Source organism: Methylorubrum populi (genome assembly GCA_036946625.1).
In the GTDB taxonomy this organism is placed as follows: domain Bacteria; phylum Pseudomonadota; class Alphaproteobacteria; order Rhizobiales; family Beijerinckiaceae; genus Methylobacterium; species Methylobacterium populi_C.
In genome coordinates, this window is the sequence record JAQIIU010000002.1 from 1,229,233 (window position 1) to 1,241,920 (window position 12,688).

At 69.9% G+C, this 12,688-nt stretch carries 16 protein-coding genes; 10 read left to right on the forward strand and 6 right to left on the reverse strand.

Features of this window, described 5'->3' with window-relative positions; all coding sequences use genetic code 11:
• Nucleotides 1-12: 12 nt before the first annotated feature.
• Both PGN25_07720 and PGN25_07725 read left to right on the forward strand, forming a co-directional pair.
• Nucleotides 13-177 (forward strand): hypothetical protein, encoded by a 165-nt coding sequence (locus PGN25_07720; protein MEH3117485.1) that lies wholly within the window; start codon nt 13-15, stop codon nt 175-177.
• Nucleotides 178-442: 265 nt separating this feature from the next.
• The gene (locus PGN25_07725) at nt 443-1,375 is read left to right on the forward strand and encodes an MBL fold metallo-hydrolase (GenBank protein MEH3117486.1); all 933 of its coding nucleotides are present in this window, start codon (nt 443-445) and stop codon (nt 1,373-1,375) included.
• Nucleotides 1,376-1,379: 4 nt separating this feature from the next.
• Here the strand turns inward: PGN25_07725 and PGN25_07730 are convergent, their stop codons facing one another.
• Entirely contained in the window at nt 1,380-2,159 is a 780-nt protein-coding gene (locus PGN25_07730; GenBank protein ID MEH3117487.1) for a DUF1499 domain-containing protein, read from the reverse strand.
• A gap of 107 nt (nt 2,160-2,266) precedes the next feature.
• On the opposite strand from PGN25_07730, the gene PGN25_07735 reads away from it, so the two are divergent.
• Nucleotides 2,267-2,740 carry a MarR family transcriptional regulator gene (locus tag PGN25_07735; GenBank protein ID MEH3117488.1) on the forward strand — a complete coding sequence of 158 codons (474 nt, stop codon included), beginning with the start codon at nt 2,267-2,269 and terminating at the stop codon, nt 2,738-2,740.
• Nucleotides 2,741-2,831: 91 nt separating this feature from the next.
• Here PGN25_07735 and PGN25_07740 read toward each other — a convergent pair whose 3' ends face one another.
• Nucleotides 2,832-3,128 carry a hypothetical protein gene (locus tag PGN25_07740; GenBank protein MEH3117489.1) on the reverse strand — a complete coding sequence of 99 codons (297 nt, stop codon included), beginning with the start codon at nt 3,126-3,128 and terminating at the stop codon, nt 2,832-2,834.
• A gap of 84 nt (nt 3,129-3,212) precedes the next feature.
• On the opposite strand from PGN25_07740, the gene PGN25_07745 reads away from it, so the two are divergent.
• Together PGN25_07745 and PGN25_07750 are read left to right on the forward strand one after the other, a co-directional pair.
• Nucleotides 3,213-3,443: a hypothetical protein gene (locus tag PGN25_07745; GenBank protein ID MEH3117490.1), complete on the forward strand. Its 231-nt coding sequence runs from the start codon at nt 3,213-3,215 to the stop codon at nt 3,441-3,443.
• Nucleotides 3,444-3,716: 273 nt separating this feature from the next.
• Complete coding sequence (locus PGN25_07750) at nt 3,717-4,166, forward strand: Crp/Fnr family transcriptional regulator (protein ID MEH3117491.1); 450 nt, start codon at nt 3,717-3,719, stop codon at nt 4,164-4,166.
• A 22-nt stretch (nt 4,167-4,188) separates the two neighbouring features.
• Here PGN25_07750 and PGN25_07755 read toward each other — a convergent pair whose 3' ends face one another.
• Nucleotides 4,189-4,449: a hypothetical protein gene (locus tag PGN25_07755; protein ID MEH3117492.1), complete on the reverse strand. Its 261-nt coding sequence runs from the start codon at nt 4,447-4,449 to the stop codon at nt 4,189-4,191.
• A 77-nt stretch (nt 4,450-4,526) separates the two neighbouring features.
• Nucleotides 4,527-4,970 (reverse strand): VOC family virulence protein, encoded by a 444-nt coding sequence (locus PGN25_07760; protein ID MEH3117493.1) that lies wholly within the window; start codon nt 4,968-4,970, stop codon nt 4,527-4,529.
• A gap of 189 nt (nt 4,971-5,159) precedes the next feature.
• Between PGN25_07760 and PGN25_07765 the strand changes: the two genes are divergently transcribed.
• From PGN25_07765 to PGN25_07785, 5 genes are all read left to right on the forward strand, one after another.
• Complete coding sequence (locus tag PGN25_07765; protein ID MEH3117494.1) at nt 5,160-5,828, forward strand: L,D-transpeptidase; 669 nt, start codon at nt 5,160-5,162, stop codon at nt 5,826-5,828.
• Nucleotides 5,829-5,919: 91 nt separating this feature from the next.
• Nucleotides 5,920-6,072: a DUF3096 domain-containing protein gene (locus PGN25_07770; GenBank protein ID MEH3117495.1), complete on the forward strand. Its 153-nt coding sequence runs from the start codon at nt 5,920-5,922 to the stop codon at nt 6,070-6,072.
• 278 nt (nt 6,073-6,350) lie between these two features.
• On the forward strand, nt 6,351-9,017 hold the full coding sequence (gene ppdK, locus PGN25_07775; GenBank protein MEH3117496.1) for a pyruvate, phosphate dikinase: 2,667 nt from the start codon (nt 6,351-6,353) through the stop codon (nt 9,015-9,017).
• A gap of 190 nt (nt 9,018-9,207) precedes the next feature.
• Entirely contained in the window at nt 9,208-9,465 is a 258-nt protein-coding gene (locus tag PGN25_07780) for a hypothetical protein (GenBank protein ID MEH3117497.1), read from the forward strand.
• Between the two features lie 107 nt (nt 9,466-9,572).
• Nucleotides 9,573-10,475, forward strand: coding sequence for a cell wall hydrolase (locus tag PGN25_07785; protein MEH3117498.1), 903 nt, complete (start codon nt 9,573-9,575; stop codon nt 10,473-10,475).
• A gap of 217 nt (nt 10,476-10,692) precedes the next feature.
• Here the strand turns inward: PGN25_07785 and PGN25_07790 are convergent, their stop codons facing one another.
• The gene (locus PGN25_07790; GenBank protein MEH3117499.1) at nt 10,693-10,962 is read right to left on the reverse strand and encodes a hypothetical protein; all 270 of its coding nucleotides are present in this window, start codon (nt 10,960-10,962) and stop codon (nt 10,693-10,695) included.
• Nucleotides 10,959-12,590, reverse strand: coding sequence for an alpha-D-glucose phosphate-specific phosphoglucomutase (locus PGN25_07795; GenBank protein ID MEH3117500.1), 1,632 nt, complete (start codon nt 12,588-12,590; stop codon nt 10,959-10,961). The genes PGN25_07790 and PGN25_07795 overlap by 4 nt, the downstream gene beginning before the upstream one ends.
• Nucleotides 12,591-12,688 lie beyond the last annotated feature (98 nt).

The window sequence follows — 12,688 nt, forward strand, 5'->3', positions numbered from 1 at the left end:
GGTTTCGGAGATATGAAGGAGGCGTTCGGCGTGCCTGCACGGAAAAAGCCCGCAGCCCTCGGTACCGCCCTGACGAAAGCCGCCCTTGCCGCTGCGGCGCGGCTCGTCTCGGTGCTCTCGCCGCAGCCGGTGCTGCAACCCGTTCCCGTCCGCGTGAAATCGGGCCGTCGCCGCTGAGGTGCCGCGCTTCGCCGAGCCTGCGCGATCACGTCGAGCGCCGCCCCTCGACCGGGCGGTGCTTTTTTCTGGCCGTTTCCCGTCCACAGGCTTCATCGTCCAGGACACGAGATCGTCTTGACGAAGCGGACGGCACCGATGCGGCTTCGTGCCGGTTCGGGTGGTATTGCCCTCACCCGTCGGGGGCAAGGCGCATCGCCCGCGAGTTGGCGAACGCGCCGCGCTGTCGTAGGCGGGCGGCACCGTCGCCGCCCGAAGCATCCTCATGAGTGAATCCACCGCGGAAGCGTCAACCGCCGCTCCGGATTTCGAGAACGCCCTGCCCGAGCCCGGGCGCATGGAGCGCTTGAGTCCCCTCGTGCGGCGACGGATCTGCCCCAATGGCGGTCCCTTCACCGCGAGCGGCACCTGCAGCTACGTCGTCGGGCGCGGCCGCGTCGCCGTGATCGATCCGGGCCCGGCGGATGCCGTCCACGTCGATGCGTTGCTTGCCGCGCTCGACGGCGAGCGGGTCGAGGCGATCGTCGTCACCCATACCCACCGCGACCACTCCCCGGGCGCGCGCCTGCTCCAGGCCCGAACGGGCGCACCGATCGTCGGCTGCGGTCCGCACCGCCCGGCCCGGCAACTCGCCGCGAACGAACTGCCCGCCCTCGACGCCAGTGCCGACCGGGAGCACCGGCCCGACCGCGAGCTTGCGGACGGCCGGAGCCTGGAAGGAGACGGCTGGACCCTGACCGCGGTGGCGACGCCCGGCCACACCATGAACCATCTCGCCTTCGCGCTTCCCCAGGAGAACGTGCTGTTCTCCGGCGATCACGTGATGGCGTGGTCGACCTCGATCGTCGCACCGCCCGACGGCTCGATGCGGGCCTACATGGCGTCGCTGGAACGCCTGCGGGAGCGAGGCGAGACGCTCTACTGGCCGGGGCACGGCGGGCCGGTGCGCGATCCGCGCCGCTTCGTGCGCGGGCTCGCCGCCCATCGGCGCCAGCGCGAGGCCGCGATCCGCGCCCGGCTCGCGGCGGGCGACCACGACATCGGGACGATCGTCCGTACGGTCTACCAGGGTCTCGCGCCGCACCTGCTCGGGGCGGCGGCGCTTTCGGTCTTCGCCCATCTGGAGGATCTGGTGGAACGCGGCCTCGCCGTCACCGACGGGCCGCCCCTGCTCGACGGGACCTTTCGTCCAGCCTGAATACCTACTTGAGTGCGATGGCGAGGTTGGCGACCTCGTCGAGGTAGGAGCGGATCCGGTCGGCGTTGTCGCCGAAGTCGCGGTCGCCGATCCGGGAGGCCGAGCGCACGTCGATGCGCGCCCCATCCGCGCGCGGGTGGACGCGCACGGTGATGTCGGCGGGCAGGTTCAGGATGCGGGTATGGGCGACCGCCTCGATGCGGCCGTTGCCGATCCGCCCGCCCGGCCGGATCGCCTCGACGATCTGCCACTTGCGATTCACCGCGGCCTTGCGCGCCAGTTCGAAGGCTTCGTCGGCCCCCACGTCCAGGGTCAGCGGTGCGATCTGCGGATAGGCCGTTCGCTGCGCCTCCCGCGTCGCCGGACCGGGCTCGGGCGGGTAGCGTCCCTCCCGCGCGGCGAAGGCGAGGCGCGAACGCGAGAAGGCCGGCGGACGCTCGATATCCGTCGTGACGTCGGTGAGGGCCGGGAGGCGCACGCCCTTCAGGGCGGCGTAGGCCGGATAGGCCAGGACGAGGCTCGCCACGAACAGGCCGCCGATGGCCGCGCCCAGTCCGCCCGCGCCCTCGCGCCAGACCCGCACGACCGCGAACAGGGCGAAGGCCACCGCGACGACGGACAGCGCGATTCCGCTGCCGAGCACGGCCAGGGCCGGCGCCGCATCCGCGGATGGGCTGCGCACGATCAGCACCGCCATGCCGGTGACGATGAGGGAGAACAGGGCCAGCGTCCGGGCGTAGCGGCCGGCCCGCGTCACGGGTTCGTCGAGAAGCTGGCGGCGCATGGCCTCTGGAACGGCGAAGGGAAGTCGAACCGCCAGTCTACAGGCTGGGGGTGATGCGCGCCACTCGGCTGCCGACGCCTTGCGGCTCTGCTACAAGCGGGTCGACCATGTCCGAGCGTCAAGCCCGCCCCGCCCCGATCGCCGAGCCTGCCGATCCGTTGCGGGTCTGGTTTCGCTTCATCCGCCTCAGCCGGCGTGTCACCGCGGCGGTCGCCGCGGAACTGCGCGGACTCGGCCTCTCGATCCCGCAATTCGACGTCCTCTCGACGCTCACCGAGCGCGAGGGATTGACGCAGCAGGAACTGGCCGCACGGCTGTACGTGACCAAAGGCAACGTGTCGGGCTTGGTCGATCGCTTGGTCGAGGCCGGCTGGGTCGAGCGCCGGCCGATCCCCGGAGACCGCCGCTCGCATGCGCTCCATCTCACGCCCGACGGGGCAGAGCTTGCAAGGCAGGGCATTACGGCACAGGCGGCTTACGTGTCTCGCACGCTCGGCCAACTCGGCGGGACCGATCTCCGCGCCTTCGAAGAACTGGTCATACGGTGGCGCGAACTCGCCCGTGCCGACGCGGCATCCTGACGCCACGGAATCGAGCGAGGATCGACCTCTTCCGACGATGGAGCCGGGCGGTCGAGCCGCGGATTCCGCGTCCCGGACCGCCGCGGCTGGATCAGGCCTCGCCGGTGCGGCCGGTCGATTGACCGCCCTTGCGGCCGGCGGACGAGGCCAGCTCGCGATCCTGCGAGAACGAGCGCTTCTCGGCGGGAACCGAACGACCGCCCTTGCTGGCGATCTCACGCTGCCGCTCGATATTCATGGAAGCGAAACCTCGCTTCGAGGTGGAATTACCAGATGCCATCAGCGCCTCCTCAGGCTTTGTCTGCACATCCTGATCAACCTTCAGCGCACTCGATTGTTCCTTGGCCGTACCGACTGCCGATGCGGGGGAAACCCCTGTTCGATCCAAACGTTAGCCGCTCTCGGCGAGGGATTTGCGCGAAGTTGTGAACAGGCCCTCCACAGGCCCCGTCACATCCGAGAGGAGCCGGACATGACCAATCGCCATATGGTGAAGCCTTCGCTCGCGGCCAAGTCCGCCGATCGGTCCGCCGATCAGGCAGAGCCGAACCGGACGCCCCTGCCGCCGATGCCGGCCCCGGAGGACAGCCGGACGGCCGCCACCCGCGAGGAGCCGATCGATTCGCCGCAGCCCAATGCCGGCGCCGAGCGCGAGCCGCCGCCGAAGGGAGAGATCGGGCTCGCCACCCGCCGGACTTGGTGAAACCGGCGGCATGATGCAGGAATCCGGTGCGCGTTTGCCGTTGATCCCGATACCTCTACCAAGCTGCCTGGAAGCCGACCGATGGTCGTATCCCTTGCGTCCGGCGGACGCCCGCCGCCGCGCCTTCGCGCGGGCAACCGGCGATGAGTCGGGATCATCGACGGTTGGTAAAGGCTGAGCCGAAGACCGGCCACCTCTTTGACAGGCGGCGCCGACGCGGCTACCGGCGGCGCCTTTCCGCCCGCCATCCGGGAGGTGCATCGGAGTGAAGCCATGACCCTCGATACCGAGGTGATGTCGCTACGGCAGGTGCCGCTGTTTCGGGAGGTCGAGCCGTCGCGTCTCAAGCTCCTCGCCTTCGCCAGCGAGCGGGTGCATTTCGAGGCCGGCCAGACCTTCTTCGTCCGCGGCGAGGCGGCGGACGCGGCCTATCTCATCCTCGAAGGTTCGGCCGCCGTCTCCATCGACGGCCCCGTCGGCCCCTTGCGCCTCGCCCTGCTCGGACCGAACGCCCTGGTCGGGGAGATGGGCATCCTCGCCGATCAGCCGCGCTCGGCGACCGTGACCGCCGATGGCGCGACGACGGCGCTGCGCATCGATCGCGACGTGTTCCTGGAACTGCTCGCCCAGTTTCCGCAGATCGGCATCGCCGTGATGCGCGACCTGGCGCTGCGCCTCGAACAGACCAACCAGCGGCTCGCCGAGCGCAACGGCAGCGCGTGACGTAGAGCGCCGCCGCGGCGGGTCAGCGGTACTTCCACCCCCACTCGCCGTAGATCGGGTAGCCCCGCCGCCGCGCCTCGTAGGCTGCCCCGGGATCGTTCGGGCGGTAGCCGCCGCGGTAGGCGTAGGGGCTCGGCTCGATGTCGTCGGGGTTCTGCAGTTGCTGGCGCAGGTCGTCGTCGCCCTCGCCCGAGGAGCCGCCCGCGCCGAAGGCCCAGGCGGAGCCAGCCGGCAGCACCAGGGCGGTCAGGACCGCCGCGCCTCCGATCAGCCTGCGCTTCATCGCCGGTCTCCGTGCGCCACCGACCCGTCAACGGCGACGGCCCGCCGCCGGTTGCGGTCCGCAGCGTCGCAAACGGCCTACGGCGTCGGATAGGTGATGAATTCCATCAGCGAGCCGTCCGGGTCGCGGAAGTAGACGCTGATCCCCGCTCCGGCCGCGCCGCTGCGCTCGACCGGGCCGAGTTCGACCGGGACACCGTGGGCTTCGAGATGCGCCCTCGCCTCCTCGATCGGTCCGGACCAGCGGAAGCACAGGTCGCTGTTGCCGGGCATCACCGGCTCCCGCGCCCGCGGCGTGCCGATCTGGCCCGGGCCGTGGACGTTGAGCTGCACGCCGCCGAAGCGGAACACCACGCCCTTGCCGAACGGGATCACCTCCGCCCGCAGCACGTCGCGGTAGAAGGCCGTCGAGCGCTCCCAATCGGAGACGTGGATGACGCAATGGTCGAGGTGGATCGCCGGGGCCAGCGCCGCCGCGTCGGTGTCGCCTCCCTCGGCGAGCTGGGTCTCCGTCTCGGGCATGCGTCTCTCCTCCGAATGCGGTTGCGCCGCCCAGATAAGGCGGCCCGCCGTCGCGGCGAGGCGCCCTCACGGCAACGTTCCTGGCTCGATGCGGCCTCGAAGTCACACCCGACCCGCCTCGGGACGGGTAGTCATAGAGCCATGACATGCAACCTCGACCCGACCCCGGGAGCGACGACAGGAGCCCCTATGGCAGCCCGCAAGACCGCCCTCCTGACCACCCGCCGGGTGATGCTCGCCGCGCTCTGCCTCGTGCCGCTCGCCGCCTGCCAATCCGCGAAGCCGGGCCTGATGGCCGGGGCCGACGACGACGCGGCCTGGTACATCGGCACGATGCCCGACAAGCCGTTCGACGTGCCGCTGGTCGACAGGTCCCGCATCGATCCGAAGTACCGCCGGCAGGAGGTCGCCTATAACGGCCCCGAGGCGCCGGGAACGATCGTCGTCGATATCGACAAGCGCCAGCTCGCCCTGGTGCAGGAGGGCGGCACCGCGCTCCAGTACGGCGTCGGCGTCGGCAAGGCCGGCTTCTCGTGGAAGGGCGACGCACGGGTCGGGCGCAAGGGGGTGTGGCCCGATTGGAGCCCGACCACGACCATGGTCTCGCTCAATCCCGGCATCGAGCGCTCGCGCAAGGGCGGCATCGACAACCCGCTCGGCGCGCGCGCGCTCTACCTCTACCAGGGCAACCGCGACACGTTGTTCCGCATCCACGGCACCAACGAGCCCTGGAGCATCGGCGAGCAGATGTCCTCGGGCTGCGTGCGCCTGCTCAACGAGGACATCGTCGATCTCTACGAGCGCGTTCCCGTAGGCGCTCGGGTGATCGTGAGGCGCAGCGGAAAGTACCGCGCCTGATCGGACCGCGCAGGGAACTTTTCGCGCCCGCCGAACGTCCTCATCCCGCGGTCAAGCTTGATCGCGGGATCGACGCCGCACGAACCTGCCCATGACCCTCTCCATCACGAACCTTCAGCCGATCATCGCGATCCTGGCCGGCATCCTGATCCTGATCGCCCCGCGGCTGCTCAACTACATCGTGGCGATCTATCTCATCGTCGTCGGGCTGATCGGGCTGGGTGTGCTGCGGCACTTGTCCTGAGCCCCACCGCCGATCCGGAGGCTGCGGCGATGGCCGCGTTCGGGCGCGATGAAACGTGCCTGAAACCGGCGGTCGCACGGCGATCTTCGTCATCCCGTGCCCTTCGGCGCCGGGATGCCATCCCCTTTTTCGGATGGTGCTCCAGCCTCTGACAGAGCGATCACATCGTCACTCCTCCTCACGGAGCGACGCGAAGCTTATCCTTGCACTGCGACATGAGATGCGCCACGCCCGCGTGAGCGGCGCTTGGTCGCCACGTCCGTCCAGCGGAGAGACTGATGACGAAATGGGTCTATTCCTTCGGTGACGGCAAGGCCGAGGGCGAGGCGTCGATGCGCAACCTCCTCGGCGGCAAGGGGGCCAACCTCGCCGAGATGTCGAACCTCGGCCTGCCGGTGCCCCCCGGCTTCACCATCACCACGGAAGTCTGCACCTACTACTACCAGCACGATGAGACCTACCCGGCGGAACTCGCCGACGAGGTGAAGGCCGCCCTGGAGAAGGTGGGCGCGCTGACAGGCCGCCGCTTCGGCGATGCCGACAAGCCGCTGCTCGTCTCGGTCCGCTCGGGCGCCCGCGCCTCGATGCCGGGCATGATGGACACCGTGCTCAACCTCGGCCTCAACGACGCCACGGTCGAGGCCCTGGCGAAGGACGCCGAGGACGAGCGCTTCGCCTACGATTCCTACCGCCGCTTCATCACCATGTACTCGAACGTCGTGCTCGGCGTGGAGCACCACGCCTTCGAGGAGGCACTGGAGCACTACAAGGAGCAGAAGGGCCTCAACCTCGACACCGAACTGAAGGCCGGCGACTGGAAGCACCTGATCGGCGTCTACAAGAAGATCGTCCGCGACGAGCACGGCTCCGACTTCCCGCAGAAGCCGGAGGATCAGCTCTGGGGCGCGATCGGCGCGGTGTTCGATTCCTGGATGATCCCGCGGGCCAAGAAGTACCGCGAGCTGAACAACATCCCCGAGAGCTGGGGCACGGCCGTGAACGTCCAGGCCATGGTGTTCGGCAACATGGGCGACACCTCGGCCACCGGCGTCGCCTTCACCCGCAACCCGTCGACCGGCGAGAGCGCGCTCTACGGCGAGTTCCTGATCAACGCGCAAGGGGAAGACGTGGTGGCGGGCATCCGCACGCCGCAGGACATCACCGAGAAGGCCCGGATCGAGGCCAAGAGCGACAAGCCTTCGATGGAGAAGGCGATGCCCGAGAGTTTTTCGGAATTGACCCGCATCTACGGGATTCTGGAAAAGCACTACCGCGACATGCAGGACATGGAGTTCACCATCGAGCGCGGCAAGCTCTGGATGCTCCAGACCCGCAACGGCAAGCGCACCGCCAAGGCGGCCCTGCGCATCGCCGTCGAGCTCGCGGGCGAAGGCCTGATCTCTAGGCAAGAGGCGGTCAGGCGCATCGAGCCCGGCGCCCTCGACCAGCTCCTGCATCCGACCATCGATCCGGATGCCGAGCGCAAGGTGATCGCCACCGGCCTGCCGGCCTCGCCCGGCGCGGCGGTCGGCGAGATCGTGTTCAACTCCGAGGAAGCCGAAGAGGCCAGGAAGGCCGAGCGCCGCTGCATCCTCGTGCGCATCGAGACCTCGCCGGAGGACATCCACGGCATGCACGCGGCCGAGGGCATCCTCACGACCCGCGGCGGCATGACCAGCCACGCGGCGGTGGTCGCCCGCGGCATGGGCAAGCCCTGCGTCTCCGGCGTCGGCTCGATCCGCATCGACTACAAGGCCAGGACGCTCACCGTCGGCGGCGTGACCCTGAAGGCGGGTGACGTCATCACCATCGACGGCTCGACCGGGCAGGTGATCCAGGGCGAGGTCAAGATGCTCCAGCCGGAGCTGTCGGGCGACTTCGCCGCGCTGATGGAGTGGGCGGACGCGGTGCGGACCATGAAGGTGCGCACCAACGCCGACACCCCGGCCGACGCCCGCGCCGCCCGCAAGTTCGGCGCCGAGGGCATCGGCCTGTGCCGCACCGAGCACATGTTCTTCGAGGGCGACCGCATCGTCGCGGTGCGCGAGATGATCCTCGCCGACGACGCGGAAGGGCGCCGTGCGGCGCTCGCCAAGATCCTCCCCTACCAGCGCCAGGACTTTCTGGAGCTGTTCACGATCATGTCGGGCCTGCCCGTCACGATCCGCCTGCTCGATCCGCCGCTGCACGAGTTCCTGCCGCACACGGACGAGGAGATCCGGGAGGTGATGTCGGCCACCGGCATCGCCGAGGACAAGATCCGTCACCGCATCCGCGAACTGTCCGAGCACAACCCGATGCTCGGCTTCCGCGGCTGCCGCCTCGCCATCGCCTTCCCCGAGATCGCCGAGATGCAGGCCCGCGCGATCTTCGAGGCCGCGGTCCAGGCCGCCAAGGATACCGGCGCGCCGGTGACGCCGGAGGTGATGGTGCCGCTGGTGTTCACGCGGATGGAGTTCGACATCGTCAAGGCCCGCATCGACGCCATGGCCAAGGCCGTGGCGGAGGAGACCGGCGCGAAGCTCGCGTATCAGGTCGGCACGATGATCGAGCTGCCGCGCGCCGCCCTCAAGGCCGGCGAGATCGCCGAGACCGCGGAGTTCTTCTCCTTCGGCACCAACGATCTCACCCAGACGGCGCTGGGCATTTCCCGCGACGACGCCGCGACCTTCCTCGGGCCCTACACCCAGAAGGGCATCCTTTCGGTCGATCCGTTCGTGTCGATCGATCAGGAGGGCGTGGGCGAACTGGTGAGGATCGGCGCCGAGCGCGGGCGCAAGACCCGCGAGGGGCTCAAGCTCGGCATCTGCGGCGAGCACGGCGGCGACCCGGCCTCGATCGGCTTCTGCCAGGAGGTCGGCCTCGACTACGTCTCCTGCTCGCCCTTCCGCGTGCCGATCGCCCGTCTCGCGGCGGCCCAGGCCGCCCTCGGCAGCGATGCCTGAGACCGATGCCGCAAGACCCCGCGGGCCATGGCTCGCGGGGGCTTCGGGGAAGAGGCGACAAGCTTCGCAATTATTTTGCGGACAGCCCCCTGAACCCGTGTCGCGCGGGCACGTTACCTGCTAGCGGAAGACCTCAGCGCGGCGCGCGCCGATCGGCCTTCCGACCAGGGCACCCGCGGGACTTCCAGCCATGTCGAATCCCGACTCCCCTTCCGCCCTTCTCGATCATCGCACCATCGTTCCCGGCCACCGGGCGATGCAGGCCGCCTATCTCTGGATCATCGCGACGTTCGCCGCGGCGACCGGCGTGGTCGGGCTGGTCTATCTCGAAGCCGACCGCAACGGACGCGAGGCGGGCCGGATGATCGTGACGGCGCAGGGCGGCACCGGCTACGTCGCCGTCCTGGTCGACGGCATGGCCCGGCGCCACGGCCGCCCGGCGCCTTAACCGTCCGGCAACCACGTTCGCGATTAAACTCCACGCCGTGAGGAACGGTCGCATCGGCCTGCGCTAGGCTGGGGCTTCCGGCCGCTCGTGAGCGTGGAGTGTCGGCGTTGCGTACGAGACGCGTTCGAGGTCTGGGGCTCGGCCCCCGCTGGATCGTCTCGGCCGTCGTGCCGTGGATGCTGGCGAGCGGGCTTCTCATCTCCTTCACCGCGACGGCCGGCACCGACGCGACGCTGCGGCCGGGCCGACTATCCGAGCGAGATGTCGCCGCCGGTCCGCTCGCCGCCTCCACGACGTGGAGCCCGGACGTGATCGATGCCGGGCTGGTGGCGCCCGGCAGCGCGCACGAGGCCGAGCCGGGGGAGGACGGGCTGCCGGCGCCGGCCGACTCGGACGGCGCCACGCCCGCCACACCCCGCGCCGTTGCCCTGTCCTCCGTGACGCCCGCCCCCGCCGACGCGACGCCGATCGAGGTCGCCGCCGCGAACCTCGTGCTGCCCGGCTTCTCCGCGCGCCTCGATCACGGGCCGTCCGTCCTCGACCCGCAGACGTCCACGCCGGAGGCCAAATCCCACTACGCCGACCTGATCGAACCGGAGGCGATGGACCGCGAGCAGCGCTGCCTCGCCGAGGCGGTCTATTTCGAGGCCCGCAGCGAGTCCGAGGAAGGTCAGGCTGCGGTGGCGCAGGTGGTGCTCAACCGCGTCAAGAGCGGGCTCTATCCGTCCTCCGTCTGCGGCGTCGTCTACCAGAACCGCCACCGCTTCATGGGCTGCCAGTTCTCCTTCGCCTGCGAGGGCAAGTCGCTGCGCATCACCGACGCCGAATCCTGGCGCACCGCGACCCGCGTCGCCGGCGCGGTGATCGAGGGCCGCACCTATGTCAGCGAAGTCGGTGGCGCGACCCACTACCACGCCGACTACGTCCGCCCCGGCTGGTCCCGCCGGCTCAAGCGCAAGGACATGATCGGCCGGCATATCTTCTATCAGTTGAAGCCGAACCAGACGTGAGGGGCGGCGGACGGCACCGCGCCGCGGGCCGAGACTTGCCGGTGGATCGGAGACCGTTCTTGGAGCCGTCGCGGTCCTGGAGCGATCCAGGGCGCCGCATTTTCCGAAAAAAGTCGCGCCGCTGGGTCGCTTCGCCATCACTCGCGAACGACGGCTTGGCAAAAGTCACCAGACGTGCCCGCTCACCGCCCCCGCTTCGGATAATTGGCTCTCCCGATCACCAGCAGCTTGTCCGAATCCCGGTCCGGCGCGAACAGGCCCAGCGTCTCGCCGCGGCGCCCTTGCGTCCGCGCGGCGCGGTCGGCTCGAAGAGGCGCTCGAACACGAGGCCGTCGTCCGCCTCCCTTCGGGTCCAGCCCTCGAACACGGGGGGCACGTCGAAGCGGGCGGGGCCGAGCGTGATCTCGGCGGCGCGGGCGGGCTGCTCCACCGCGAACGGCAGGGCGAGGCCGAGCCACACCCCGCTCGGGCGAAGCCGCCCCGTCACGTCACGACGCTCGGCTCCGCGCGGCCGGTCAGCGCCGCGATGTCGGCCAGTTCCCGCGCCACGGCGACCACCGGGCCGAGGACGTCGGCCACCGGCAGCTCCAGCCGGTCGGGCGCGGATTCGTAGCGCTCGATATAGACCCGCAGGGTCGCGCCGGCGGTGCCGGTGCCCGAAAGGCGGTAGACGATGCGCGCATCCTCCTCGAAGATGACACGCACGCCCTGCGCCTCGGTGACCGAGCCGTCGACGGGATCGACGTAGCGGAAATCGTCCGCCGCCTTCACCGTGAGGCCGCCGACTTTGCCGCCCGGCAGGGAGTCGACCTTGGCGCGCAGGCCATCCATCAGCCGCTTGGCGGCGGCGGCATCGATCTCCTCGTAGTCGTGGCGGGTGTAGTAGTCGCGCCCGTATCGCCCCCAGTGCTCGCGCACCAGATCCCGGGCCGGCTTGGCCGTGGCCGCGAGGATGTTGAGCCAGAGCAGCACCGCCCACAGCCCGTCCTTCTCGCGCACGTGGTTCGAGCCGGTGCCGGCGCTCTCCTCGCCGCACAGGGTGATGCGGCCGGCATCCAGCAGGTTGCCGAAGAACTTCCAGCCGGTCGGCGTCTCGAACGCCTCGATGCCGAGGGAGGCCGCGACGCGATCGACCGCCCGGCTCGTCGGCATCGAGCGGGCGACGCCCGCGAGCCCTCCGGCATAACCCGGCGCCCGGTGGGCGTGGGCGGCCAGCAGCGCGAGGCTGTCGCTCGGGGTGACGAACAGGCCGGGCGCCACGATCATGTTGCGGTCGCCGTCGCCATCCGAGGCCGCGCCGAAATCCGGCGCGTCCGGCCCCTGCATCAGGTCGAAGAGCGCGTGGGCGTGGACCGGATTCGGATCGGGATGGTGGCCGCCGAAATCCGGCTTCGGCTCGCCGTTGACGACGGTGCCGGGCGCCGCGCCGAGCGCGCCTTCGAGGATCGCCTTGGCATAGGGGCCGGTCACCGCCGAGAGCGCGTCGAAGCGCATCCGGAAGCCGGAGGCGAACATCTTCGACAGGGCCTCGAAGTCGAACAGTTCGCGCATCAGCGCGGCGTAGTCGGCGACCGGATCGATCACCTCGACCGTCATCCCGTCGATCTCGGTGGTGCCGATCCGGCCGAGGTCGAGATCGGGCGCGTCGGAGATGCGGTACTCGCCGATCGCCTTGGTGCGCTCGAAGATCGCCGCCGTGACGCTCTCCGGCGCCGGGCCGCCGTTGCCGCCGTTGTACTTGATGCCGAAATCGCCCTGCGGCCCGCCCGGATTGTGGCTGGCCGAGAGCACGATGCCGCCGACCGCCCGGTGCTTGCGGATGACGCAGGAGGCGGCCGGCGTCGAGAGCAGGCCGCCCTGCCCCACCAACACCCTGCCGAACCCGTTGGCGGCGGCGATCTTCAGGGCGATCTGCACCACCTCCTCGTTGTAGAAGCGGCCGTCGCCGCCGACGACCAGGGTCGCGCCCTTGTGCTCGGGGATGCAGTCGACGATCGCCTGCACGAAGTTCTGGACGTAGTGCGGCTGCCGGAAGACGGGCACCTTCTTGCGCAGGCCCGAGGTGCCGGGCTTCTGGTCCGGATAAGGGCTGGTCGGCACCCGTTTCGACGCCATGGTTCGCTCGATTCTCGCAAGGGATCGGTTCGCAGGTCGTAGTGCGGTTTGCCGGTTCGAATAGGGCGGCGGCGCCGATTTCCTCAAGCTTCGGCGGT

Coding starts and splice junctions, on each gene's coding strand:
- PGN25_07720 (MEH3117485.1), top strand. CDS start 13: ATGAAGGAGGCGTTCGGCGTGCCTGCACGGAAAAAGCCCGCAGCCCTC.
- PGN25_07725 (MEH3117486.1), top strand. CDS start 443: ATGAGTGAATCCACCGCGGAAGCGTCAACCGCCGCTCCGGATTTCGAG.
- PGN25_07730 (MEH3117487.1), bottom strand. CDS start 2,159: ATGCGCCGCCAGCTTCTCGACGAACCCGTGACGCGGGCCGGCCGCTAC.
- PGN25_07735 (MEH3117488.1), top strand. CDS start 2,267: ATGTCCGAGCGTCAAGCCCGCCCCGCCCCGATCGCCGAGCCTGCCGAT.
- PGN25_07745 (MEH3117490.1), top strand. CDS start 3,213: ATGACCAATCGCCATATGGTGAAGCCTTCGCTCGCGGCCAAGTCCGCC.
- PGN25_07750 (MEH3117491.1), top strand. CDS start 3,717: ATGACCCTCGATACCGAGGTGATGTCGCTACGGCAGGTGCCGCTGTTT.
- PGN25_07755 (MEH3117492.1), bottom strand. CDS start 4,449: ATGAAGCGCAGGCTGATCGGAGGCGCGGCGGTCCTGACCGCCCTGGTG.
- PGN25_07760 (MEH3117493.1), bottom strand. CDS start 4,970: ATGCCCGAGACGGAGACCCAGCTCGCCGAGGGAGGCGACACCGACGCG.
- PGN25_07765 (MEH3117494.1), top strand. CDS start 5,160: ATGGCAGCCCGCAAGACCGCCCTCCTGACCACCCGCCGGGTGATGCTC.
- PGN25_07770 (MEH3117495.1), top strand. CDS start 5,920: ATGACCCTCTCCATCACGAACCTTCAGCCGATCATCGCGATCCTGGCC.
- ppdK (MEH3117496.1), top strand. CDS start 6,351: ATGACGAAATGGGTCTATTCCTTCGGTGACGGCAAGGCCGAGGGCGAG.
- PGN25_07780 (MEH3117497.1), top strand. CDS start 9,208: ATGTCGAATCCCGACTCCCCTTCCGCCCTTCTCGATCATCGCACCATC.
- PGN25_07795 (MEH3117500.1), bottom strand. CDS start 12,590: ATGGCGTCGAAACGGGTGCCGACCAGCCCTTATCCGGACCAGAAGCCC.